The sequence below is a fragment of the Streptococcus pseudopneumoniae genome, assembly GCF_001074565.1.
GTDB classification, from domain to species: domain Bacteria; phylum Bacillota; class Bacilli; order Lactobacillales; family Streptococcaceae; genus Streptococcus; species Streptococcus pseudopneumoniae_J.
Map to the genome: position 1 here is coordinate 161580 of NZ_JUQX01000018.1, position 22986 is coordinate 184565.

Below are 22986 nucleotides of genomic sequence, written 5' to 3' on the forward strand. Positions count from 1 at the left end.
TCTATTATAACACGATTTTAATAAAAACGGATAGGCAGGACCTACCCGTTCTCAATGTTTTCATGTTATGTGTTGGCTTCAACTTGTAGATAAGTTGAATTGAACTCGGGCTAAAAGCTTGGAAAATAGATAAGCTTTCCTAGAATCTTTGATTCTGCGTCAAGCTTCCTAATTTTCAGTCGCTTTTTTAACGCCCTTAGTATCTTATTCTTACCAACGGAAGTGTGCGAAGGCACGGTTAGCTTCAGCCATACGGTGAGTGTCTTCACGTTTCTTAACTGCTGCACCAGTGTTGTTCGCAGCATCCATGATTTCTTTTGCAAGACGGTCTTGCATTGTGTGTTCACCACGAAGGCGAGCGATCGTTACCAACCAACGAAGTCCAAGTGTTGTACGACGTTCTGGACGAACTTCAACTGGGACTTGGTAGTTAGATCCACCAACACGACGTGCACGTACTTCAAGTACAGGCATGATGTTTTCCATAGCTGTTTCAAATACTTCAAGTGCATCGTTACCAGTAGCTTCTTTGATTTGCTCAAAAGCACCGTAAACGATTGAAGCAGCTGTACCACGTTTACCGTCAAGCATAACGCGGTTGATAAGACGAGTAACTAGTTGTGAATTGTAAAGCGGATCTGGCAATACATCACGTTTTGGAGCTCTATTTTTACGACTCATTTCTCTTTATCCCCTTTCCTTATGCTTTTTTCGGACGTTTAGTACCGTATTTAGAACGGCCTTGTTTACGATCGTTAACACCTGCAGTATCAAGTGCACCACGGACGATATGGTAACGTACCCCTGGAAGGTCTTTTACACGTCCACCGCGAAGAAGCACCACGCTGTGCTCTTGCAAGTTGTGTCCGATACCTGGGATGTAGGCAGTAACTTCGATAAGGTTGCTCAAACGTACACGAGCGAATTTACGAAGGGCAGAGTTAGGTTTTTTAGGTGTCATTGTTCCAACACGAGTTGCTACACCACGTTTTTGTGGTGAAGAAACGTTTGTTTGAACTTTTTTATGACTGTTGTAACCAACGTTCAAAGCTGGTGATTTAGATTTTTCTACTTTTGATTTACGCGGTTTGCGAACCAATTGGTTAATTGTAGGCATCTACATTCTCCTGTGTTTTTTTATTTTTGGTGATGATACACTTGGTGACAGCTACCATCTGTGTGTACTTTTGCAACATTTGTCAGCACGTCCCTGTACACTTTTGAGAGACCAAAAGTAAAAAGTACCGTCTATTATTGTAACACATTTTTTCTTTCCTTGTCAATATTTTTTTCGTTTTTATACTGATCTTTTATCTCTTTGACACTAGTTCTTACCGCTTTTTTAACAAAGAAAAGGAAGCCCATTGACTTCCTAAATTCAGTTATTGATTTCATTCAATTAAGCGTTCGTTTGAGATATTTTTACCTTTCTTATCAAAGCCAACCTGATTCTTTTGCGATGTTGGCTGCCTCTGTTCGGTTGCCTGCATCTAACTTGGAAAGAATATTGGTGACATAGTTTCGGACGGTTCCGTTTGATAGATAAAGTTGATCTGCGATTTCTTGGTTGGATAAACCCTGAGCGATTCCCTTTAAAACGAAGATTTCTTGTTCTGTCAACGGATTGGGATGAGCCATGACCACTTCCATCAATTCAGGTGAATACTCCTTGCGTCCTTCGAGGACAGTGTGCAAGGTTTGCATGAGGTCTGCAATGCTTCTTTCTTTCAAGACATAGGCATCCACTCCAGCCTTAATCGCGCGTTCAAAATAACCTGGGCGCTTGAAGGTTGTCACCACAACTACCTTTGTTTCTAACTTTTCTGCTCGTATCCACTCCAGGACTTCAAGGCCCGTCTTAACAGGCATTTCTACGTCAAGAATGGCGATATCCACAGACTCTTTTTCTAAGAGTTGGATTGCTTCTTGTCCATTCTTGGCTTGTAGGACAGTCTCTACATCTGGTTGAAAGGTAAGCAACTGGCACATAGCATCTCGCAACATACTTTGATCTTCTGCAACAAGTAGTTTCATCTTAGTTTCTCTCCTTATAAGGTAGTCGAACCTGCACTTCAGTTGGATGTTTCTGACTAATCACTTTTACTTCTCCTGAAAAAGGAAGGACACGATCTCGAACGGTATGGAGTTCATCTCCCTTTAGAGAAGCAAAGCCACAGCCATCATCTCTCACCGTTAGAATAAGTTCTTTCTCTGTTCGTTCTAATTTTAAGTAGGCTTTGGATGCTTTGGCATGTTTGATGATATTGGTCACCAATTCAAGCAAAATCATGGAAGCTGTTGACTCCAATTCCTGAGTAAGGCTAGCTGTATCTAGTTGGTGATTGATTTCTGTTTCAATTCCTGCAATTTCCAGCATTTTTTTAACAGTCGTAAATTCGGAAGCAAGGGTTCTGGTTTTAAGATTTTCGATAATTGTACGAACTTCATTCATGGATTCTTTGCTGATTTGATGAATTTCTTTTAATTCTTTTTCCACTTGAGGATAGGCCTGCATTTGAAGAAGCTGGAGGGCAAGGTCCGTCTTCACACTCAGCATGGCAAAAGTATGGCCTAGACTGTCATGGAGATCCTGGCCGATACGACTGCGTTCATTTTCAGCCAAAAAAAGATTGAGCTTGGCATTTTGCTTTCTCTTTTCTTCCTTTAATTCTTCTGTCATCCGAATTCGATAGAGACCAAAAGTCAAGGCATCAGAAAAGACAAAAGTCACCAAGAAAAAGAGCAGTTGCCAGGGACTAACTTGATCGACCATATAAATCCCTGTCAAAATCAAGGGTTGCAAGACAATAAAACTGACAAAACGCCAAGAGTGAAAAGATATCTCATCCAGTTGGTAAATGAGGAGGTTTGATAAATAAAAGATAAACCAAGCGAAGCTCCCATTCAGCCAGACGGAACTGTAAAAAATGTAGGCAAGCATGATCCACCAAGCCAGCCACTGCACGGTGCGATTTTGACTGACTAAAACCGAATAGAAAGCTAGGACAAATAGTAGAGTCCATAACAAGGTTAAAAGCGGGTACTCTCCAACAATGACACCCGCTATAGGAAAGATGATAAACACTGTTGAAATATGAAACATATAATGAGTGTTTTTTAATTTTTCCAACATAGATTTATTTTACCTCGATCCGTTTTTTCAGTTGGATGACCAAGACACCAAAGAAAACTGTATAACCTAGTACAACCAAGGCAGCAAGAATGTTAAACTCGTGGTGCTCCAAATAAGTAGAGACAACCTGCATCAGTTGATAGGTTGGGGTCAGTTTTCCAATGGATTGGAGCCATTCTGGGAAGGAACTCAAAGGGAACCAGAGTCCACCTAGGACAGCCAAAGCAATGTAGGCAATATTTCCAATAACCGTCATCAGTTGGGCGCTGGGAAGCAAGCTCACCAATACCCCCATGCTGATAAAGACCACGCTTCCGACCAGCAAAACAACTCCAATCACCAACCAATCAAGCCAAGGCAGAGTCACTCCACGGACAAAATGACCAACCGAAAAGACAACTATAATTGATAACAAGAAAGTCAGCAGAGTACTGAACAGTTTTGATACATAATATTCTACCATAGATACAGGAGAATGTTGAAGCAATTTTTGCCAGTTGTTTGTCTTATCAGACTCGAGTGTGCTAGGGATACTGAAAAAAGCACTTGACATGATACTAAAGAGCGTCATGGCAAAAAGATAGGCTTGAAGAGCAATTTCTGGAATATCTGACCCTGACATCATACCAGAAAAAATCAGGTAAAACACACTTGGGAGTCCGATGGATAGCAAGTAGTAGACGGCTTGCCGCTTCATCTGAATGATTTCCACTTTCATGAGACTTATCATATTTTTCATCGTCAATCTCCTTTAGTCTTGAGTCGTTTCGAAGATACTGTCTAAGAGAGTTCGATTGCGAACTTCAATTTCTTCGATCGTGCAGCCCTGTTCTTGCAAGGCTTTCCATACCTGGCTGGCTTCTTTGGTGGTGAAGGAAAGAGCGTTTTGCTTGATTTCAATCTCTTGAACCTGGTCCAAAGTGCTGATAAATTCCTGATAAGTTAGAGGTACCGTAAAGTGTTTTTCTTGTTCTTCACCACGCATAGCATAAGGCGTCGTATCGCGAATCAATTCTCCCTTGTGGAGAACCAAAATGCGGTCAGCCGTATGTTCTACCTCTTCAATATAGTGAGAAGAATAAACAATGGTGACACCATTTTTCTTTAACTGATTGACAATTTCCCAAAAATGCTGACGTGTCGAGGTATCCATTGCAGCAGTCGGCTCATCTAAAAATAGAATTTTCGGACGACCTATTAAAGACAACACAAAAGAGAACAAACGTTTTTGCCCCCCAGACAACTTGCCCGCTAGCTGATTTTTCTGCTTGTCTGAGAATCTCAACAAGTCATCAATTTCTTTGTCTGAAAGGCTGTCAGGATAAAGTGACTTGAAAAATGATAGAAGTTCTTTCACTTTCAAGCTTTGGACAACTGCATTTTCTTGAGGCAAGACAGAAATAAGCTGCTTTAATCGAGGATCTGTTGGCGCAAATCCTTGAATGGTTACCTGACCTGAGCTCACGAACTTGTCGCCCAAGAGGCAATCAATCAAAGTTGTCTTTCCTGCTCCATTAGGTCCTATCAAGGCGACACATTCACCATCGTTGATTTCAAAGGAGATGTTCCGCAAGATCTCCTTGTCTTTTATTTTCTTACTCAATTTCTCAACTTTAATCACAGTCATGAGATTCTCCTTTCAACCACTCCATTCCCATAGGGAAAACGACAAAAATCATAAATCCAATCCCCCAAGCACCACGAATGAATTGGCCAAGCAAGGTTTGGTCAAACCAACCTGTAAACATTTCCACTAACCATGCCAAGAGTGACAGGCCGATAAAAAGATAGGTGATTGTTTTTTTCATTCCTCAAACTCCTTTTTCACTTCTCTGACTAATTTCAAACCTTCTCTGACAAGCCAAGACATCATTCCAAAGCCAGCAAAGAGCTCCCAAGGAAAATGGTAGAAACCCTCGTCCAATCCTGAAAACATGAGATAGGTCATAACTCCTGCTGCTACTAAACTCACTGCGACAATCATTTTATTTTTCATTTCTTCTTCCTCCATTTCATACTTCAATTATAGTCTTTTGAAGTTAGCGGAGCTAGATGCTTCTGTCACTAGGAAATATGACAAATGTCATATAAAGAGGCGGTGGGGTAGATGTCCCTATACCAAGTATCAATTTCCTAGTTCTAGTCACGCGAATATGATTAGAAACCCTTTAAAGTCTAAGAAAGACTTGATCTATCCGTAACCCGCACAAAGGATTCTTACAAATAAAAAGAGGGCAGGATTTATAATCCCAGCCTCTTTCGTTTATTCTTCTCTAAATCCTTGTAACTTTAAACCAGCAATCAGAGTATTCGGCTTCTTAAAGTCTTCTACACTATCCTCAAGCGATTTAAAGAAATAAGTCTTTTTAACTCTATCCATATCTGCTTTCTCAAGGTCAAGATCGATAACTATTCTCATCTTTTTATTATCGGTGATAAAATATTCAACCTTAACACCTGGCTCGTCCTTGATTTCAAGATACTCTGGAGAGCTTTCCGCAGCTTCGCGAAAGACTTCTTGAAATTCTTCCAGAGTAATTTCTGCAGGAATTTCCTCTCCAAATTCTCCCAACATATCCATCTTGTATCGTTTTACAACATCTGTGTAAACTAAAGTCAGAGTAACATCGGAGTTATCAATTCTTCCTTTGAGAACTTTGGTCGTTTCCTTGATTTCTTCTTTCACCTGACTAGATGAATCAACCGAACTTGCTGTACTACTTGAATCTGTTGTTGCGGTGTCGGTTTGACCACAGCCAGCAAGAGCAAGTAACGCTGCAAAAATCAATCCTAAAACTTTCTTCATTAAAAATCTCCTATTCCACACTGAAGAGATATGGGTAAACAGGTTGTTGACCTTGGTGGATTTCGACTTCAACATCTTCAAATTCTTCTGCGATTTCTTGGGCGATTTGGTTAGCCAATTCTTCACTTCCATCTTCACCAATATAGAAGGTTACGATTTCACTGTCTTCATCCAACATATGTTTCAATGTTTTAGTCAGAGTTTGGTGCATGTCAGGGTTTGATACGAGGATCTTACCATCTACCATACCAAGATTGTCATTTTCATGAATTGCTAATCCATCGATAGTTGTATCACGAACGGCTGTTGTTACACTACCACTTACGACATCACCAAGGGCTGCAGTCATACGTTCTTTGTTTTCTTCGATTGATTTGCTTGGATCAAAGGCAAGAAGACTGGTCAACCCTTGAGGAATTGTACGTGCTTCTACAACAACAGCAGGTTGTTCAAGCACTTCAGCCGCAGACTGAGCTGCCATAAAGATATTTTTGTTGTTTGGCAAGAAGATGATGTTGCGAGCATTGACCTGTTCAACAGCCTTGATAAAGTCTTCTGTTGAAGGGTTCATCGTCTGCCCACCTTCGATGACATAATCCACACCTTGGGCACGGAAGATATCTGCTAAACCTTGACCAGCTACTACTGCGATAAGGGCATACTCTTTTGTTTCAGCAGGCTTGTTTCCTTGAGTTGCTTCTTTTTCAACTTGCGCCTCGTGTTGATTACGCATGTTGTCCACTTTGACCTTGATCAAGCTACCATATTTGAGACCTTCTTGCATGACAAGACCTGGATCTTCTGTATGGACGTGAACTTTGACGATTTCATCATCATTGACAACAAGTAGAGAGTCACCTAAGTCATTCAAGTAGTTACGGAATTCATCGTAGTCAAAGTCCTTAGAATAAGTTGGACCTTGTTTGAGAGCTACCATGATCTCTGTACAGTAACCGAAGGTAATATCCTCAGTTGCCACATGCCCTGCTACAGACTTGTGGTGCTCTGCATTGATCATTTCACTCATGTTGGCAGGAGTCGCTACAAAGTCTTCAGAAGCACTGTATTCACCAGTAAGAGCTGAAAGGAAGCCTTCGTAGATGAAGACCAAACCTTGACCACCTGAGTCTACCACACCAACTTCCTTAAGGACTGGAAGCATTTCTGGTGTCTTAGCCAAAGCTGCTTTCGCGCCTTCCAAGGCTGCACGCATGACCTCAACAGCATCATCTGTCTCCTCGGCTTTTTTCTTAGCCCCAATGGCTGCACCACGAGAAACTGTTAAAATAGTTCCTTCGACTGGTTTCATAACTGCTTTATAAGCTACTTCGACACCGGATTGGAAGGCAAGAGCCAAGTCTTGACCTGTTAATTCATCTTTTTCCTTGATAGCCTGAGAGAAGCCACGGAAGAGCTGAGAAGTGATAACCCCTGAGTTCCCACGCGCACCCATCAAGAGTCCTTTGGCAAGAATGTTCGCTACTTCTCCAACTGTAGAAGCAGGCTTGTCTGCTACTTCTTTCGCACCATTTTCAATGGTCATTCCCATGTTTGTCCCAGTATCTCCATCTGGAACTGGAAAGACGTTTAATGAATTGACATATTCTGCTTGCTTATTCAAACGAGTTGATGCAGCTTGCACCATCTCTTGAAATAAGCTGGTAGTAATTTTTGACACGATTATTCTCCTACAACTTTGATATTTTGAATGTAGACATTCACAGTCTGAGCAGTAATTCCTAGTTGGTTTTCCAAACTAAAACGAACGCTCTCTTGGATGTTTTTTGAGACTTCACTAATCTTTGTTCCGTAGCTCAACACGGTATAAACATCAACTGCAATGCTGCCATCCTCGGCTGCTTTTACGACAACGCCTTTTGCATAATTTTCCTTACCAAGAAGGGCTTGGAAATTATCTTTGAGGGCATTTTTACTAGCCATACCGACCACACCAAAAATCTCAGTTGCTGCACCACCTACAACGGTTGCAATCACTTCATCTGTCAGTTCGATTTGACCATCTTTTGTATTAATTTTTACAGTCATTTTTTTTACCTCAACTAGTTGATACTCTATTTTATCATATTTCAGCCCAAGTGTAAAAGCAGAATGCTGTATCGGCGGATATTTATACTCAATGAAAATCAAAAAACAAACTAGGAAGCTAGCCACAGACAGTACTTGAGTACGGCAAGGCGAAGCTGACGTAGTTTGAATTTGATTTTCGAAGAGTATTACTCTATTTTTCAAATGTTTTTATCTCTAGAGCAAAAGAAAAAGACCAGTCAGGTCTTTTCATTTTTATTAAACGCGTTCAACTTTACCTGATTTCAAAGCACGAGCTGAAGCCCAAACTTTTTTAGGTTTACCATCGATAAGAACAGTAACTTTTTGAAGGTTTGGTTTTACGGCACGTTTTGTTTGGTTCATCGCGTGTGAACGGTTGTTTCCTGATACAGTCTTACGACCTGTAAAGTAACATACTTTAGCCATTGTGTTTTCCTCCTATTAGATCTAATATAGCGGATGTGCTAGCACCACATACCGTACTATGTTATCACACTTTCTTATTTTTGGCAAGGGAATTGGAAGACTTTTTTTATTTGACGTAGACAACTTCTAATTTACCAAAAGCTACCTCTCCACGGATAATCAAGGTTTTGCTGGTTGGGGCTACAGGAGCATCTGCCTTGGCTACTCCACAAGAAGTCTCCACCTTTAGGTCCACTCTCCAGTGTTGGGGCACATAGATAACTGCATTCCCTAAACTGACTTCTACCTTCAAGGTTGCACTATCGCCTAACATCTCTGCATTGTCATAATAAATCTTGGCATTTCCACAGCTAACTTCAAACTGGTCTTCTACCAAGTCTTGGTCCTGTTTGTAAAAAGTTCCACTACCAAAGGAAACTTCCTTTTCTGTTAGAATGGTCTTTTCAGCGTCATACCACCATTTTTTCCCGTACCAAAACTTACTTGAATGCGTCAGATAACCAACACCTAGAACTGCTAAGATACTAGCCCAAAACAAAGATTGGTTTGGAATAGGAAAAATGTTATAAAAATGATTCGCAATCATTAAGGCTACTAGAGCGGTAAAAACTGCTGATGTTAGATGACGACGAAGCAAAGCTTCAACTGATTGGTAAGCAAAAAAGGCGATACCAATCAAAGGCCATATCTTGCCATCCAAAGAAGGAATTCCAAAATTTCCTTGCAGCAAGATCCAAGCTGCTAAAACCAATAAAACAATACCAAATGCTTTCTTTTTCATGTCTGTTACCTCATGTTTCTTAGATTTTCTTTTAGGAGGGATTGGTAATGTCGTGAGACATGAACCTCCTTGTGCGTCTGATAAAAGGAAATGGTGCCCGTTCCTGAAAAGGACTTGTCCACTGAGTAAATCTGACGGATATTTGCGATAGTTGACTTGGAAACTCGACTAAAATAGCGAGGCAAGATAGACTCCAACTCATAGAGCTTGAGGCGAACCTCATAAGCTTCCTTCTGGTTATGAGCGTAGATCTTGCTCCCTTCTGTTTCAAAGAAGAGAATTTCTGAAAGGTCTAGGTAATATTCACCTGTCCCCTTGTAAAAAGTCAACCTCGGAGCCTTTGACTCTTGCAAGAGCCGTTGCAAATCTGCAATTTCATCTGTCAAAGCAGGGGTCTTGATGACAATTTCAGTCTCATCTAAATTGCCGTCAATCTCAATTCGTAACTTCATCACATCTCCTTTCTGACTCTACTATATCAAAGCTAAATTAGGAATACAAGGGCAAAAAAGTAAGTGGTCAATTTGAAGCAGTAAGTGGTTGTAAGACTAGCTTGACTTACATGTCAAAATAAGAAGAAAAGGAATCCCCACACCAGACCACAAGCATAACCTACGAGCACATCCTTGGGATAATGAACACCACCCAAGACTCGCACAAGACCGAGAAAAGCTGATGAGACCAATAAAACCAACCCCACAGGCAGATTTGCATGCAAGCAAGCCATGGAAATGATGGTTTTTACTTTCATTAGTTACGAAATAACACATATCAAAATCAGTTTGAGCAAAGAAACTTCTTTGCTCTTTTTATCTAAGTTTTAAAATTGGAGTAATTTAAATATAAAATTAAGTCAAAAAAAAACATTTTATGATATTATAGTAAAGAACAAAAGAAATTTTGTGCAATTAATTTAGAAAAAGATAAAGAGGGATCTGATATGAAAAAACAAACTATTATTGTTGGGGCCGCAATCCTAGCTGCAACCACTGGAACGACTGTATTCGCAGAGGAAGCTGAACCAACTTCTGTAGCACAACCTACTAAAGCAACTGAAGCAGCTCCAACAGCAGAAAATGCTACTCTTATTCAGAAAGCAGAAAAAGAAGTTGCGAAAACTTCAAAAGATGTAACTAACGCTGAAACTTCTGCAAAAGAAACTTTCGATAAAGAAACTCAAGCTAAATCTGATCACGATAAAGCTACAGATGAAGTAAAAGCTGCTCAAGATGCAGTTAATAAAACTAACGAAAAATTAAAAAATGCTGAAGCTACTTTAGCTAAAGATAAAGAATTAACTCCAAAATTAGAAAAAGAATTACAATCTAATAAAGACGAAGTAACAAATACAGAGAATGAAATCTCTAATACAGAAAATCAATTAACAACAGCTAAAGAAAAACAAAAAACAGAAGAAGCTAAAATTCAACCGCAAGTTGATGCTTTGAATGAAGCAACTTCTTCTAAAGAAGTTGCTCAAGATAAAGTAAATTCTATTAAACAAGATTTGAAAACAAATCAAGCAAATGAAGCTACTTTAACTAAAGAAATCAATGATTTAACTTCTGCTAAAGAAGCTGCTAACCAAAATGTAACCAAAACAAAAACAGCTTTAGATAATGCTAAAACAGCTGATAAAACTCGTGCTAACAACATTGCTTCACAAAAAACAATTGTAGCGCAAGACCAAAGAAATAAAGATAATGCTATTGCAACAGAAAAAGCAAAAACTGCTGAAAAAGAAAAATTAGCTAATGACTTGACTTCTGCTAAGAATGCACTTGCTGACAACTTGGAAATTCCAGTAACAGATGCTTATATTTCTGCTCTTAAAGCTTACAAACAAAACGATTCAACTGCTAACAGTAATGCCGTAGAAAAAATTGCTAAAGAAATCCTTAACTCAAAAGAAGTTAAAGATGCAATGGAATTACTTAAAGAAAGTGACACACGTACTGTTGACCCAACCAACCTTACAACAGAACAATTAAAAGAATTAAATATCCGTATGTCTCAATTCATTGAAGATGTACGTACTAAATTCGGAACTTTCTCTCCAACTATGGTTCGTGTAAGTGAAGAATCAGTTAACTTATCTAAACTTATCGGTGAAACATATAAAAATGCTATCCGTAAATATGCTAACACTACAAATCCTACTGTATGGAACGCAGCTGAAATGGGTCACTTGAAAAGTAGCGAATCTGTTGGTGCTAACTTAGCAAAAGCTGGTTATAACACTACAGCTGCTCCAGTTCGTATGGAAACACTTGCTTATTCACTTGAAACAAATATGACAACAATGGGTGAATTGAAAGCTGAAGTTTATAATAGTATGATTCGTTGGTTGTATGATGATGAATTGAGTGATTGGGGCCACGCTCTTATCCAATCAGGCTTGATTTGGGATTATAAGAAAACAGAATTACAAACTTTCGTAGTTCAAGACGGAAGCTATGTAATGATTGGTGCTACTGAAACAAGCTTGAAAGAACAAGATAGCACATTGAAAACTAAAGAGTATGAAATTCCAGCAACAGATTACAGCAAAACGGTTACTCGTGTAAATTCTCTTGACAAACTAATTGAAACAAACAAAGCCGAATTGGCTCAAGCTACTAAGAATGTTAAATCAACGACTGATAAGCTTGATGCTTCAACAAAAGAATTGAAACGTTTAGAAGCAATTGAAATTCAAACTCCTAAAGCACAAACTGCTTACGACAGTGCTGTTGCTAAACAAACTCAATTAGCAAACCAATTAACAGAAAAGAATAACAATCTTACTGCTGTTCAAAACAAAAGCAAAGAATTAAATATTGCTCTACCTAAAGCTGAATCTGATTTAACTAAAGCAACTGAAACTTACAACAAAGCGAAAGCTGAATATGATAAAGCAAGTGCTGATGTAGAACGTGCTAAAGCCGAAGTTAAACGAATTGAGGCTCAATTGAAAGCACTTAATGCTAAATTGACAGAAGCAAAAAATAAAGTTACTAACACTGAAAAATCTATTGCTGAAAACAACAAAGAAATTGAAACATTAACAAATTCTATTAAAGAATTAAAAGAACAACTTAAAGATCAAAAAACTATTCTTAAAGAAAAAGTAAAAGTTCAAAAAGAAAAAGAAGAGATCTACTTGAAAGCTAAAGGAGTTGCTGATGTAGAACGTGCTAAAATCAATGAACTTAAATCTAAACATGAAGCTGCGGTTACTTATTTAGAATCATTGAAATCAGAAAAAGCTCGTGAAGTACAAAAACAAAGAAAACTTGAAAAATACAATAGAATGTTCGATAAAGTATTGTACGGAACAAATACTACAGCTAATCAAAATTCTAATCACACTCTACCAGCAACTAACTCTTCTAATGAATCAGTATTACCAAATACTGGTTCAATTGAACAATCATTCATGACATATTCAGCACTTATAAGTTTAGCTACTGCAGGTTATGCTTTGGCAAGAAAGAAAAAAGAAGACTAATCCATTCTGACAATTTAAAAAAGAGAAGACAAGTTTAGACAATATCATTAAGTTAAGAAATTCAAATACGATTCTGTATTGAATTGCACCCCAAAAGTTAGACAGAAAAAATCTAACTTTTGGGGTGTTTTATTATGCGACTATTAGTCCGTCTCGCTCCGCTAGGTGCGCGTCGAAGGTTATACCAAAAAAACTCCAAACGCAATACAATAAGGGTGTTCAAGCCAATTGTAAAGCGAAAGGAGAAAAATATGGCACAAAAGGCTCATAGTTTATCGCACACAAAGTGGCACTGTAAGTATCACATTGTGTTCACCCCTAAGTATAGACGAAAAGTCATCTATAATCAATATCGGAGTAGTTTAGGCGAAATATTTCATCGCTTGTGTAGTTATAAAGGTATTGAAATTATCGAAGGCCATTTAATGCTAGATCATGTTCACATGTTGGTAAGCATTCCACCTAGAATTAGCGTTGCAAGTTTCATGGGATATTTAAAAGGTAAGAGTTCACTCATGATGTTTGACAAACACGCCAACCTCAAGTATAAGTTTGGGAATTGGCATTTCTGGGCGGAAGGTTATTATGTAAGTACGGTGGGACTCAATGAAGCCACAATTAAGAAATATATTCAAGATCAGGAAAAGCATGATATAGCACTAGATAAATTGAGTGTAAAAGAATATGAGAATCCCTTTAGGGATAGTGGTAAGTAATACAAAAGCCTCTTTGAGAGGTAAGTGACGAGTCAAGAGCAGTAAGGCTTGAACAAAGTGAAAGCCAGCATCTTTAGGCGCTGGCTGGTAATTTGGGCTTATAGCCCCGGTACAAACCACCCGTTAGACGGGTGGTTATGATTATGAAATTAACTTATAAAGATAAGGTTCAGATCTATGAACTTAGAAAGCAAGGTCAAAGCTTCAAACAGCTTTCAAAAAGATTTGGAGTGGATGCTTCTGGTCTAAAGTACATGGTGAAATTAATTGACCGTTATGGAATAGAAATCGTTAAAAAAGGGGAAAAATCGTCACTATTCCCCTGAATTAAAACAAGAAATGGTTGAGAAAGTTCTGCTTGAAGATCTTTCACGAAAAAGAGTATCTTTAGATTATGCTCTACCCAAAATCGGTAAAATTGTTTACGCCATATGATTGTAACACCTTATCAAAAAAATCACTAGGTAAGGTGTTGGTTTTGTATAGAATTTTTACACTAAACTTTAATTCAAAAAAGACAATTTCCTTAGTTTGACTATGAAACTCAAACTATTTTTTATCAAATACCTTGATATGTGGGTGGTTGATTTCATCTATAGAGTAACATAAATCTCAAAAAATAGGGTGAAAAAAACTTTATTTGTGATGCAAAAAATAGAAGATAGGATAGAGGATCACTTTGATAACCTCAATCCTATCTCCTATTCAAATGGTTAGTTCACTAACTTATGACATTGAATCTACAGTATGCTCTTTTTAAAAGTTATTAGTCATATTTACGTTTAAGACCGATTACTCCTAGAGCATAAGTAATACCCGCCATAATCACACCTAACACATTTACTTCAGCACTAGTATTTGATCATACTTTCTTAGTTGAAGTAGGAGTGTTTGGAATTTCTTAAGCAGTTGCTTTTTGGTATTCTGCTTTAATGTCAGCAACTGGTTCTTCATTGGTTTTTTTACTTTTGCAATTTCTTGATTATTTCCTTCTTTTCAGCTATTTTCTTATCAAGTGTTTCTACTTGTTTAACTTCATCTGCATAAGTTGTTCCATAGTTCATTGCTAATGTTACTGCGACCATACCAAGAATGTTCCCACAAATTCCATGTTGTTTGAATTTACGGATTGACCCATAAGTGGTTACGAGGCCAAGCCCACTTGCTTTGCTTCTTACAAAATAAAGAAAAGAATTCCCCAGAGAAGACCACAGGCGTAGCCAACTAGAATATCCTTAGGATAATGAACGCCACCTAAAACCCGCACAAGACCGAGAAAGGCTGATAAAGTCAATAGAACCAATCCTACAGGCAGATTTGCATGTAAACAAGCCATGGAAATGATGGTTGCTGAAAAGACATGGCGGCTGGGCATTGAATTCCCAGAACTGTCCTTGTCTAGTAGCGGAACAATTCTCCAAGTCTCATAAGGTCGCGGTTGATTGATCCACTTACGAAGGAGCGTCAACAGGACAAAGCCAAAAGCTGGCACCAAGATATAAGCATATAGGTCTTTCCCGATTCCTTTACGGACAAAGCTTATTCCCAACAGGGTCAAGTAAGCTAAGGGCATCAGGACTGTCATCATGCGATTAAAGATTCGCATCAGTTGCAAAAGTTGTGGATGTCGAAGGAGGCTTGATTTCCTCTTATCGTACCACTCTTGATAATTTTTCATATATTTCTCGTTGTTTCTAGATTTTACACAAGAAGCCTGACAGAATGAGCTTGCTAGCATCTCCTACTCTAGTATAGTGCAGAAAAAGAAGGCCGTCAAGCCTTCTGAGGTTTATTCTTCTGCATCATCTTCTGTAAATTGACTATTATAGAGATCCGCGTAGAAGCCAGCTTGGGCCATCAGATCATCATGATTCCCTTGCTCGATGATATTGCCATCTTTCATGACCAAGATCAAGTCTGCATTTCGGATGGTTGACAAGCGGTGGGCAATAACAAAGGAAGTTCTCCCTTCCATCAAACGGTCCATGGCTTTTTGGATCAATTCCTCTGTCCGTGTATCAACAGAAGAAGTCGCCTCATCCAAAATCAAGAGTGGCGCGTCCTTGAGCAAGGCACGAGCAATGGTCAAGAGCTGTTTCTGTCCAACAGACAAGGTCACTGTATCATCCAAAACAGTATCGTAACCATCTGGCAAGGTCATGATAAAGTGGTGGATTCCCACAGCCTTGCTGGCTTCCATCATTCGTTCATCACTGATGCCCGTTTGATTATAGATGAGATTTTCTCGAATGGTTCCTTCAAAGAGCCAGGTGTCCTGCAAGACCATTGAAAAGGCATCATGCACTTCTGAACGCGTCATGTTCTTAGTATCCACACCATCAATGCGAATACTTCCCTTATCAATCTCATAGAATTTCATCAAAAGATTGACAATGGTTGTCTTACCAGTCCCAGTCGGCCCAACAATGGCAACCTTTTGACCAGCATGAGCTGTCGCAGAGAAGTCATGGATGATGGTGCGCTCTGGTGTATAGCCAAATGACACCTGTTCAAAGACTACTTCACCCTTCATCTTGGTCAATTGTCTTTCCTTATGAGATTCATCTTCCATTTCCTCTTCATCTAGAAACTCGAAGACACGTCCCATGGCTGCGCTAGCCTGTTGAAGACTGGTAATTCCTTGGGCAATTTGAGAAAGGGGCTGAGAAAAGATACGCACGTAAGCCATAAAGGCAACGATAATCCCGATACTGATGTGCCCATTCAATGCCAAGGCTGCACCAACGATAATCACCAAGACGTAGCTAAAGTTTCCTATGAATATCATGATTGGCATCATAATTCCTGAAATAAACTGAGATTTCCAAATACTGTCATATAGGCGATGATTTAATTTCGCAAATTCTTCTTTAGTGCTCTCGATAGCATTGTAACTGGTCACCACATTATGGCCAGAGTACATTTCTTCCACATAGCCATTGACGGCTGCCAAATCCTGTTGCTGACTCTTAAAAAAGCCCTGTGACTTGCCCATAAAGACGGACACGAAAACGAAACCGATAAAAGTTGAAACAACGGTTACCAGTGCCAAAATCCAGTTCATGCCAAACATGGTAATCAAAACTGCAATCAGCAAGAAGCTAGCTGAGATAACTGTCCCTAGACTTTGATTGAGTGACTGAGCCGCCGTATCGACGTCATTGGTGACACGAGAAAGAGTGTCCCCTTGAGAATGACGGTCAAAATAGCCTAGAGGCAAGCGATTGATTTTTTCAGCGATAGCCTTCCGCAAACGTTGTGAAAAATGTTGGATACTAGTTGAAAAAATGTAGGCCTGTGTATAGTTAAGGATAATACCAAGCACATAAAGGATAACCAAAAAGCTAGCAATACTTGATACAGCCTCCAGGTCAATCCCCGTCATCAAGCCATCTGAGATTAAGTTGGTGATTTCTTTTATCTTGGTCGGTCCATACACCGTGATGATACTAGAACACACAGCTCCGACAACAGCTACTAGTAGGGGAAGTTGGAGACCTGCTAGAAAAGGTCTACACTGTTTCCATAAGGACATTTTCTTATTTTCCATGTTCCAATTCCTCCTTCGATAGTTGTGAATAAGCAATTTCTTGGTAAACTTCGTTGGTTGCAAGGAGTTCCTTGTGGGTGCCTTGTCCCACGACTTTACCTTGATCCAAAACCATGATTAGGTCAGCATCCATGATGGTTGAGATGCGTTGCGCTACGATGAGCTTGGTCATGGATTGTGTTTTTTCAGCAAGTTCTTGGCGCAAGATCCGGTCTGTCTTGTAGTCCAAGGCTGAGAAGGAATCATCAAAAATGAGGATTTCAGGCTTACGAGCCAAGGCGCGTGCAATGGCCAGACGCTGTCTTTGTCCACCTGAAAAGTTGGTCCCTCCTTGGGCCACTTCTGAGTCAAGACCTGCTTCCTTATCCTCGATAAAGTTTTTAGACTGGGCCAATTCCAAAGCTTGCCACATGGCAGGTTCACTTAGTGGACTTTCTTGACTCTTACCAAAGTCTAAGTTTTCCTTAACATCTCCAGAAAAGAGCACAGCTTTTTGAGGGATATAGCCGACTTTATTGCGCAAATCTTCCAAGTCGTAATCTTGAACATTGACACCGTCAACTAAGATTTGACCAGCCGAGACATCATAAAAACGAGGTATCAGATTAACAAGTGTCGATTTCCCAGAACCAGTTGAACCGATAAAGGCGACCGTTTGCCCTGCTTCGGCTTTGAAAGTAACCTGTTCCACAACTGCTTCTGAGTTTTTAGAGTAGCGGAAGGTTACATCACGGAATTCCACTTGTCCTTGAACTGAAGGATCCGCTGTCTGAGCATGACCAGGATTTTCAATAGAAGGATGCAGATCCAATACTTGATTGATACGTCCTGCCGAAACCAAGGTACGAGGAAGAACGATAAAGAGTGCTCCCATGAGAAGGAAGCCCATCACGACCTGCATAGCATAGGACATGAAGACCACCATATCACTAAAGAGTGGCAAACGTTCTGCCAAACTTGCGTCGTTGATGATATAGGCACCAATCCAGTAAATGGCTAAACTCAATCCACTTGAAATCGCCATCATAATCGGGTTCATAATCGCCATCAATCGATTGACAAAGAGGTTGAGACGCGTCACTTCATCATTGGCTGCTTCAAATTTTTCATCTTGGTAATCTTCCGCATTGTATGCACGAACAACTCGAATCCCAGTCAAGCTTTCACGAGTGATGCTATTAAGTTTATCTGTCAATTTTTGGATGACAGATTGTTTTGGAAAGGCCAGAGTCATGAGAATAGTGGTCATCAAGACATTCACAATAACAGCCACAACCACTGCCCAGAGCCAGTATTCCGACTTCCCAAGGATTTTTCCAATAGCCCAGATAGCCATGATTGGTCCACGAGTGACCACCTGGAGTCCCATGGTAAAAAGCATCTGAACCTGTGTGATATCATTAGTCGTCCGAGTCAAGAGACTTGGGATTGAAAAACGTTTGATCTCTGTCTGCGAGAAATCTAGAACACGATGAAAAATATCGCTTCGTAAATGAGTTGTGTAAGACGCTGCAACGCGAGCGGCAAAAAATCCAACAGTAACGGATGACAGAAAAGCAAGTAGAGACAAGCCTATCATCTTAAGGGCTGGTGACCAAAGTTCACCCAACTGCGTTCCAGACGTTCCCAGTAATTCTGTAATTTGCGAAATATAGGTCGGCACCTCTAACTCGAGATAGACCGAGAAACAAGTGAACAGAATCGTAAGGACGATCATTCCCCACTCTTTTCCTGTAATACGTTTAGCGAGTTTCTTCATTCTCTCCTCCTATCTTCTCAACATTTTCTTGCAACTGACTGAGGACCTTTTCAAAGATTGCCAAGTCGGACTTTGAAACACCCTCTAGCAGACTCTGATCAATCCGATCAAAAAAAGCCTTAACTTCTTGCATCTGCGAACGCGATTTATCCGTCAATCGAACGTACTTGGCTCTCTTGTCATTTGGACTCACTTCCAATTCCACCAAACCATTTTGCACCATACGCTTCACTAGATTACTGGCGACTGACTTGGTGATATTGAGTTCCTGCTCAATATCCTTGATTAACACCGCCTGTTCAGACTCCTCACGATAGTCTAAAAATCGTAGGACCTGCCCTTGCGGTCCGCCCATAAATTCAATGCCACAGCGTTTAGCTTCCTGTTGCACCATAAGGTGAACCTGATGACCAAAACGTTTAAAAGCTAACATCGGCTTGTCCATGATTGCTCCTTTCTCACTATTAAATATAGTTCTCTGGAGAACTAATTAAGTTTCCATGAGAACTATTTTATCACTTTCAGAAGAGATGTCAAGAAAAAAGTTCCCTAGAGAACTATTTTAGTCTGAATTGACATTGGAGAATATTTTCTCTATAATAAGCACTAGCTACCGTGGATAGGAATCCATTCACTTGACGAAGGGAGAAAACGTTCAAATGAAACCAGAAGAACAAAAAGTTTTAGGGATTTTAGCAACCATTTTTGGAGCCATCGCACTTTTAGGATCTTGGATCCCGTTTATTAACTATCTATCGTTTTTCATCGCTATTGTCGCTTTGATCTTAGGTATTATCGGACTTATTGCCAATCTCAAAAAACGGAAAACAATGGCCATTATCGGAACATCCTTGTCAATTGCTTCTATTATACTCTTCCTTACGACCCAGATGTTGTATGCTAATGTCTACAAAGAGTTTGTCAGAGAGTTTAACCGTTCCTATAGAGAAGCCAGTTCCTCAATGGAACGCGACTTGACAGATGATACCATTGATTCACTCCCTGAAGAGGAGGAAGAAGACGATACCTTTACTTGGACCCAAGAACAGTTCGACGCTTTAATCGAAGGTGACCTTGATAACAAAGGAAAAGGTGGTACCAATTACAAGGATATTATCAAAAAACACGGACTGCCAGACTCCGAGTTTGATTCCACTATTGGGGGATACGATACTAGAAAAGTCACCTATATCTCTATTGGTGACAATATCAAGACTGTTACCTTAACTTTTGCAAAACAGGACAATGGTCAACTCTTACTAGTTCATAAAATAGCTGTAGGCCTAGGAGAAAGCCAGCAGCAAAGAGATTCTGGAACCAGAATCTAATCTCAAATATAAAAAGCGAACAGCTAGCAAGTCTGTTCGCTTTTTTATTAGAATCCATCTACATTTGTGTAGATCTTTTGGACGTCCTCATCATCTTCAAGGACGCTGTAAAGTTTCTCAAATGTTTCCAAATCTTCACCTGACAACTCAACTTCTGACTGAGGAATCATTTCCAATTCAGTAACTTGAAATTCTTCGATGCCAGACTCACGAAGGGCAATGATAGCCTTATGAAGGTCTGTTGGAGCTGTGTAAACAGTGATTGTTCCTTCTTCCGTTTCTACATCATCCACATCAATATCTGCTTCAAGCAAGAGTTCAAAGATAGCATCCGCATCATCACCAGCAAATACGATCACACCCTTGTTGTCAAAGAGGTAAGAAACCGAACCTGAAGCTCCCATGTTCCCGCCATTTTTACCAAAAGCAGCACGAACGTTCGCAGCTGTACGGTTGACGTTTGAAGTCAAGGTATCCACAATCAGCATAGAACCATTTGGTCCAAATCCTTCGTAACGTCCTTCTGTAAAGGTTTCATCTGTGTTCCCTTTTGCCTTATCGATAGCCTTATCAATAACGTGTTTTGGCACTTGCGCTTGTTTAGCACGATCGATAACGAATTTCAAAGCAGTGTTTGATTCTGGATCTGGTTCCCCTTTTTTAGCTGCTACATAGATTTCTACACCAAATTTTGCATATACTTTAGAGTTAGCTCCATCTTTAGCCGTTTTCTTGGCTACGATATTGGCCCATTTACGTCCCATTAGGAATCTCCTTTTTTCACATTTTAATCTTTCTTATTATAACACAAGTCTAGCTGATTTTCACTAGAGGAGATGGATTTTCTTTTGCAAAGCAAGCTAGGATTTCCCTCCGACTGCCACGATTTTCTTGCCTTCTTTTATCCAAGGGTGTTGGGAAAGGGAGAAGTAAAGTTGGACAGTCATCACAACCCAGAGTAGCGGTTCACAGAGAATAACACCTGTATAGCCTGTCCATGGAATAATCCAAGCTACGAAAATAATTTTCCCAAACAACTCGATAAAGCTAGATATAAGTGGCAAAAGTTTTTGGCCTAGTCCCTGCAAGCTATTTCTATAAATCAATAAAAGGCTTAAAAATGGATAGAATACCGAACTGATACGTAAGTACAAGGTCCCATTTTCTACCAAATAGCTGTCTGTCGAACTCGCCAAGAAAGAAACTAGGCTAGGACTGGCAAAAAATAGGAAAATACAGGCAAAGGCTGCCCAAGACATACTCAAATAGCTCCCTAAACGAAGGCCTTGGACAATACGTTCGGGACGTTTCGCCCCAAAATTTTGAGAGATAAAAGTCGTCATCGATGCTGAAATAGCCGTCATTGGCAGCAAGGCAAAGGCCATGATTCTGCGCGCTGCTGTTTGAGCACTGATAATGACTGCACCAAAACTATTGACAGAGGATTGCAAAATGACACTTCCGATAGAGACGATTGACCCCATCAGACCCATGGCTAGCCCCTGCTCCAAGAGATCAACATAGAGAGACTTATTCCATTTGAAATGTTTCAAGCCTGGAAGAAGCTCTGGAACACTCTTACGAATATAAAAATAACAGAAAATAGCTGACAGACCTTGCGAGATAATAGTCGCAAGACCAGCAGACTGAACACCCAGATACAGTTGCGTAATAAAATACAAATCCAAGATCACATTAACGATAGCTGAGAAGATAAGAAAAGCAAGAGCCGCAAGGCTATCACCAATCGAGCGCAGTAAGCCTGCAAAAAGATTGTAAGCAAAACTAACCCCTACACAGGTAACAATCATGGAGATGTACTCGTAGGATTGAGGAAGGATTTCTACAGGTGTTTCTAGGTACTGCAAGAGTGGATAAAGACCGAAGAAGCCCATCAGCATGACAAGAGCACTCAGGATGGCACCCAGAAGCCAAGTTGCTGCAACTGCTTCCTTGATTTTGGTGAAATTACGAGCCCCATAATAGCGGGCAATGACAATCCCCATGCCATTGCCAACACCAAGCGTAAAGCCTATGATCAAGTCAAAAATGGCCGTTGTTGCTCCTACTGCTGCCAAGGATTCTTGCCCAAGAAAACGCCCAACAATCAAGACGTCAGCCGTATTATAAAGCTGTTGAAAGATATTAGACAACAAGATTGGAAAGGCAAAGCTTAAAAGCGAAGGAAGGATTGGACCATTGACCAAATCCACTTTTCTTTTCTTATTCATAAGCCTATTATATCAGCTTTCTAGAGGAGCGACAAGGATTGCTTGAAATCAATTGCCTACCGAGAGACAATTTGCTATAATCAAGAAAAGGAGGTCATTTATGAGTTTGACCAGTCAATTAATAACCAATGCATTTCCTGATTTGGATAAGGTTGAAAAGCTAAACAATGAAGCCTTCCCCGAGGAAGAACGAGTCCCACTGTCTGAGTTTTTACGCTATCAAGACCGAGACGATGCCCACTTTTTCGCCTTTTATAACGAAGAAGAGTTTGTCGGATTTGCTTTTGCCATCTCCAATCAAAAAGCCTTTTATATCAGCTTTTTTGCCATCATGCCCCACCTGAGAAGCCACGGGTATGGGAAGGAAATTATCGACAAACTAACTGATTTTTATCAGCGGACCATGTTGCTTGAAGTCGAGCGCTTAGATGAAGAATGCGATAACTTGGAGCAAAGGAAGGCTAGAATGGACTTCTATCGGCAAAATGCCTTTAAAACAGCCAACGCTTTCCTTGAGTACGATGGTTTGAGTTTTGAAATCCTCTATCGTGGCGATCACTTTGACGAAGAAGCCTATCGTGACATCTTCCAGAAGTTGCAAGATGAACATTACTTTGACTTTCATATCGAATACAGACGCTTTAGTGATCATTAGTTCGTTTGAATTAGATAAAAAAGTAGCAGATTTTCTGCTACTTT

At 39.9% G+C, this 22986-nt stretch carries 25 protein-coding genes and 2 pseudogenes; 5 read left to right on the forward strand and 22 right to left on the reverse strand.

What is annotated here, in order from left to right; genetic code table 11:
• Nucleotides 1-210: 210 nt before the first annotated feature.
• The 15 genes and pseudogenes from rpsG to ADI74_RS02460 form a co-directional block, all read right to left on the reverse strand.
• Nucleotides 211-681, reverse strand: coding sequence for a 30S ribosomal protein S7 (gene rpsG, locus ADI74_RS02390; protein ID WP_000087874.1), 471 nt, complete (start codon nucleotides 679-681; stop codon nucleotides 211-213).
• A 19-nt stretch (nucleotides 682-700) separates the two neighbouring features.
• Nucleotides 701-1117 (reverse strand): 30S ribosomal protein S12, encoded by a 417-nt coding sequence (gene rpsL / locus ADI74_RS02395; protein WP_001142333.1) that lies wholly within the window; start codon nucleotides 1115-1117, stop codon nucleotides 701-703.
• Between the two features lie 317 nt (nucleotides 1118-1434).
• Entirely contained in the window at nucleotides 1435-2034 is a 600-nt protein-coding gene (locus ADI74_RS02400; protein ID WP_049536789.1) for a response regulator transcription factor, read from the reverse strand.
• 1 nt (nucleotide 2035) lies between these two features.
• Nucleotides 2036-3133, reverse strand: a complete 1098-nt coding sequence (locus tag ADI74_RS02405; protein ID WP_049536790.1) for a sensor histidine kinase — start codon at nucleotides 3131-3133, stop codon at nucleotides 2036-2038.
• A gap of 4 nt (nucleotides 3134-3137) precedes the next feature.
• Entirely contained in the window at nucleotides 3138-3872 is a 735-nt protein-coding gene (locus tag ADI74_RS02410; RefSeq protein ID WP_049536792.1) for an ABC transporter permease, read from the reverse strand.
• A gap of 12 nt (nucleotides 3873-3884) precedes the next feature.
• Nucleotides 3885-4760 carry an ABC transporter ATP-binding protein gene (locus ADI74_RS02415; RefSeq protein WP_049536793.1) on the reverse strand — a complete coding sequence of 292 codons (876 nt, stop codon included), beginning with the start codon at nucleotides 4758-4760 and terminating at the stop codon, nucleotides 3885-3887.
• Entirely contained in the window at nucleotides 4747-4941 is a 195-nt protein-coding gene (locus ADI74_RS02420; RefSeq protein WP_049536794.1) for a hypothetical protein, read from the reverse strand. The genes ADI74_RS02415 and ADI74_RS02420 overlap by 14 nt, the downstream gene beginning before the upstream one ends.
• Nucleotides 4938-5144 carry a hypothetical protein gene (locus ADI74_RS02425; RefSeq protein WP_049536795.1) on the reverse strand — a complete coding sequence of 69 codons (207 nt, stop codon included), beginning with the start codon at nucleotides 5142-5144 and terminating at the stop codon, nucleotides 4938-4940. The genes ADI74_RS02420 and ADI74_RS02425 overlap by 4 nt, the downstream gene beginning before the upstream one ends.
• A 252-nt stretch (nucleotides 5145-5396) precedes the next feature.
• A complete protein-coding gene (locus ADI74_RS02430) occupies nucleotides 5397-5939 on the reverse strand; it encodes an SP0191 family lipoprotein (RefSeq protein WP_049536797.1) in 543 nt (180 codons plus the stop codon).
• A 10-nt stretch (nucleotides 5940-5949) separates the two neighbouring features.
• On the reverse strand, nucleotides 5950-7617 hold the full coding sequence (locus tag ADI74_RS02435) for a DAK2 domain-containing protein (protein WP_049536798.1): 1668 nt from the start codon (nucleotides 7615-7617) through the stop codon (nucleotides 5950-5952).
• Between the two features lie 2 nt (nucleotides 7618-7619).
• A complete protein-coding gene (locus ADI74_RS02440) occupies nucleotides 7620-7985 on the reverse strand; it encodes an Asp23/Gls24 family envelope stress response protein (protein WP_000216432.1) in 366 nt (121 codons plus the stop codon).
• A gap of 258 nt (nucleotides 7986-8243) precedes the next feature.
• Nucleotides 8244-8432 carry a 50S ribosomal protein L28 gene (rpmB, locus tag ADI74_RS02445; RefSeq protein ID WP_001140948.1) on the reverse strand — a complete coding sequence of 63 codons (189 nt, stop codon included), beginning with the start codon at nucleotides 8430-8432 and terminating at the stop codon, nucleotides 8244-8246.
• 106 nt (nucleotides 8433-8538) lie between these two features.
• On the reverse strand, nucleotides 8539-9213 hold the full coding sequence (locus ADI74_RS02450) for a LiaF transmembrane domain-containing protein (RefSeq protein WP_049536799.1): 675 nt from the start codon (nucleotides 9211-9213) through the stop codon (nucleotides 8539-8541).
• Nucleotides 9214-9218: 5 nt separating this feature from the next.
• Nucleotides 9219-9665, reverse strand: coding sequence for a LytTR family DNA-binding domain-containing protein (locus ADI74_RS02455; protein ID WP_000776579.1), 447 nt, complete (start codon nucleotides 9663-9665; stop codon nucleotides 9219-9221).
• A gap of 113 nt (nucleotides 9666-9778) precedes the next feature.
• Nucleotides 9779-9952 (reverse strand): annotated as a pseudogene (locus tag ADI74_RS02460) (phosphatase PAP2 family protein); the annotation flags it as partial.
• 201 nt (nucleotides 9953-10153) lie between these two features.
• Between ADI74_RS02460 and ADI74_RS02465 the strand changes: the two are divergent.
• From ADI74_RS02465 to ADI74_RS11200, 3 genes and pseudogenes are all read left to right on the forward strand, one after another.
• Nucleotides 10154-12703 (forward strand): SEC10/PgrA surface exclusion domain-containing protein, encoded by a 2550-nt coding sequence (locus ADI74_RS02465; RefSeq protein ID WP_049536800.1) that lies wholly within the window; start codon nucleotides 10154-10156, stop codon nucleotides 12701-12703.
• A gap of 251 nt (nucleotides 12704-12954) precedes the next feature.
• Nucleotides 12955-13419: an IS200/IS605 family transposase gene (gene tnpA / locus ADI74_RS02470; protein WP_049536802.1), complete on the forward strand. Its 465-nt coding sequence runs from the start codon at nucleotides 12955-12957 to the stop codon at nucleotides 13417-13419.
• A gap of 143 nt (nucleotides 13420-13562) precedes the next feature.
• Nucleotides 13563-13839: pseudogene (locus tag ADI74_RS11200) on the forward strand (IS3 family transposase); the annotation flags it as partial.
• Nucleotides 13840-14381: 542 nt separating this feature from the next.
• On the opposite strand, the gene ADI74_RS11395 reads toward ADI74_RS11200, so the two are convergent.
• The 5 genes from ADI74_RS11395 to ADI74_RS02495 all read right to left on the reverse strand — a co-directional run bounded on the left by ADI74_RS11395 (nucleotide 14382) and on the right by ADI74_RS02495 (nucleotide 19173).
• Nucleotides 14382-14504 (reverse strand): hypothetical protein, encoded by a 123-nt coding sequence (locus tag ADI74_RS11395; RefSeq protein ID WP_260467084.1) that lies wholly within the window; start codon nucleotides 14502-14504, stop codon nucleotides 14382-14384.
• An 89-nt stretch (nucleotides 14505-14593) separates the two neighbouring features.
• Nucleotides 14594-15097, reverse strand: coding sequence for a phosphatase PAP2 family protein (locus ADI74_RS02480; protein WP_049536805.1), 504 nt, complete (start codon nucleotides 15095-15097; stop codon nucleotides 14594-14596).
• A 111-nt stretch (nucleotides 15098-15208) separates the two neighbouring features.
• Nucleotides 15209-16969, reverse strand: coding sequence for an ABC transporter ATP-binding protein (locus ADI74_RS02485; protein ID WP_049536806.1), 1761 nt, complete (start codon nucleotides 16967-16969; stop codon nucleotides 15209-15211).
• Nucleotides 16959-18728, reverse strand: coding sequence for an ABC transporter ATP-binding protein (locus ADI74_RS02490; protein WP_049536809.1), 1770 nt, complete (start codon nucleotides 18726-18728; stop codon nucleotides 16959-16961). The genes ADI74_RS02485 and ADI74_RS02490 overlap by 11 nt, the downstream gene beginning before the upstream one ends.
• On the reverse strand, nucleotides 18712-19173 hold the full coding sequence (locus ADI74_RS02495; RefSeq protein ID WP_049536810.1) for a MarR family winged helix-turn-helix transcriptional regulator: 462 nt from the start codon (nucleotides 19171-19173) through the stop codon (nucleotides 18712-18714). The genes ADI74_RS02490 and ADI74_RS02495 overlap by 17 nt, the downstream gene beginning before the upstream one ends.
• A 214-nt stretch (nucleotides 19174-19387) precedes the next feature.
• On the opposite strand from ADI74_RS02495, the gene ADI74_RS02500 reads away from it, so the two are divergent.
• Nucleotides 19388-20056 (forward strand): CD20-like domain-containing protein, encoded by a 669-nt coding sequence (locus tag ADI74_RS02500; RefSeq protein WP_049536844.1) that lies wholly within the window; start codon nucleotides 19388-19390, stop codon nucleotides 20054-20056.
• 47 nt (nucleotides 20057-20103) lie between these two features.
• Here ADI74_RS02500 and ADI74_RS02505 read toward each other — a convergent pair whose 3' ends face one another.
• Together ADI74_RS02505 and ADI74_RS02510 are read right to left on the reverse strand one after the other, a co-directional pair.
• Nucleotides 20104-20820 (reverse strand): YebC/PmpR family DNA-binding transcriptional regulator, encoded by a 717-nt coding sequence (locus ADI74_RS02505; RefSeq protein ID WP_049536812.1) that lies wholly within the window; start codon nucleotides 20818-20820, stop codon nucleotides 20104-20106.
• 96 nt (nucleotides 20821-20916) lie between these two features.
• Nucleotides 20917-22287 (reverse strand): MATE family efflux transporter, encoded by a 1371-nt coding sequence (locus ADI74_RS02510; protein WP_049536814.1) that lies wholly within the window; start codon nucleotides 22285-22287, stop codon nucleotides 20917-20919.
• A gap of 100 nt (nucleotides 22288-22387) precedes the next feature.
• Between ADI74_RS02510 and ADI74_RS02515 the strand changes: the two genes are divergently transcribed.
• Nucleotides 22388-22942 (forward strand): GNAT family N-acetyltransferase, encoded by a 555-nt coding sequence (locus ADI74_RS02515; RefSeq protein ID WP_049536815.1) that lies wholly within the window; start codon nucleotides 22388-22390, stop codon nucleotides 22940-22942.
• Nucleotides 22943-22986: the final 44 nt, after the last annotated feature.

Bases quoted from the DNA above. Each gene is read 5' to 3' on its own strand.
- rpsG (WP_000087874.1), bottom strand. From the start codon at position 681: ATGAGTCGTAAAAATAGAGCTCCAAAACGTGATGTATTGCCAGATCCG.
- rpsL (WP_001142333.1), bottom strand. From the start codon at position 1,117: ATGCCTACAATTAACCAATTGGTTCGCAAACCGCGTAAATCAAAAGTA.
- ADI74_RS02400 (WP_049536789.1), bottom strand. From the start codon at position 2,034: ATGAAACTACTTGTTGCAGAAGATCAAAGTATGTTGCGAGATGCTATG.
- ADI74_RS02405 (WP_049536790.1), bottom strand. From the start codon at position 3,133: ATGTTGGAAAAATTAAAAAACACTCATTATATGTTTCATATTTCAACA.
- ADI74_RS02410 (WP_049536792.1), bottom strand. From the start codon at position 3,872: ATGAAAAATATGATAAGTCTCATGAAAGTGGAAATCATTCAGATGAAG.
- ADI74_RS02415 (WP_049536793.1), bottom strand. From the start codon at position 4,760: ATGACTGTGATTAAAGTTGAGAAATTGAGTAAGAAAATAAAAGACAAG.
- ADI74_RS02420 (WP_049536794.1), bottom strand. From the start codon at position 4,941: ATGAAAAAAACAATCACCTATCTTTTTATCGGCCTGTCACTCTTGGCA.
- ADI74_RS02425 (WP_049536795.1), bottom strand. From the start codon at position 5,144: ATGGAGGAAGAAGAAATGAAAAATAAAATGATTGTCGCAGTGAGTTTA.
- ADI74_RS02430 (WP_049536797.1), bottom strand. From the start codon at position 5,939: ATGAAGAAAGTTTTAGGATTGATTTTTGCAGCGTTACTTGCTCTTGCT.
- ADI74_RS02440 (WP_000216432.1), bottom strand. From the start codon at position 7,985: ATGACTGTAAAAATTAATACAAAAGATGGTCAAATCGAACTGACAGAT.
- rpmB (WP_001140948.1), bottom strand. From the start codon at position 8,432: ATGGCTAAAGTATGTTACTTTACAGGTCGTAAGACTGTATCAGGAAAC.
- ADI74_RS02450 (WP_049536799.1), bottom strand. From the start codon at position 9,213: ATGAAAAAGAAAGCATTTGGTATTGTTTTATTGGTTTTAGCAGCTTGG.
- ADI74_RS02455 (WP_000776579.1), bottom strand. From the start codon at position 9,665: ATGAAGTTACGAATTGAGATTGACGGCAATTTAGATGAGACTGAAATT.
- ADI74_RS02465 (WP_049536800.1), top strand. From the start codon at position 10,154: ATGAAAAAACAAACTATTATTGTTGGGGCCGCAATCCTAGCTGCAACC.
- tnpA (WP_049536802.1), top strand. From the start codon at position 12,955: ATGGCACAAAAGGCTCATAGTTTATCGCACACAAAGTGGCACTGTAAG.
- ADI74_RS11395 (WP_260467084.1), bottom strand. From the start codon at position 14,504: ATGGTCGCAGTAACATTAGCAATGAACTATGGAACAACTTATGCAGAT.
- ADI74_RS02480 (WP_049536805.1), bottom strand. From the start codon at position 15,097: ATGAAAAATTATCAAGAGTGGTACGATAAGAGGAAATCAAGCCTCCTT.
- ADI74_RS02485 (WP_049536806.1), bottom strand. From the start codon at position 16,969: ATGGAAAATAAGAAAATGTCCTTATGGAAACAGTGTAGACCTTTTCTA.
- ADI74_RS02490 (WP_049536809.1), bottom strand. From the start codon at position 18,728: ATGAAGAAACTCGCTAAACGTATTACAGGAAAAGAGTGGGGAATGATC.
- ADI74_RS02495 (WP_049536810.1), bottom strand. From the start codon at position 19,173: ATGGACAAGCCGATGTTAGCTTTTAAACGTTTTGGTCATCAGGTTCAC.
- ADI74_RS02500 (WP_049536844.1), top strand. From the start codon at position 19,388: ATGAAACCAGAAGAACAAAAAGTTTTAGGGATTTTAGCAACCATTTTT.
- ADI74_RS02505 (WP_049536812.1), bottom strand. From the start codon at position 20,820: ATGGGACGTAAATGGGCCAATATCGTAGCCAAGAAAACGGCTAAAGAT.
- ADI74_RS02510 (WP_049536814.1), bottom strand. From the start codon at position 22,287: ATGAATAAGAAAAGAAAAGTGGATTTGGTCAATGGTCCAATCCTTCCT.
- ADI74_RS02515 (WP_049536815.1), top strand. From the start codon at position 22,388: ATGAGTTTGACCAGTCAATTAATAACCAATGCATTTCCTGATTTGGAT.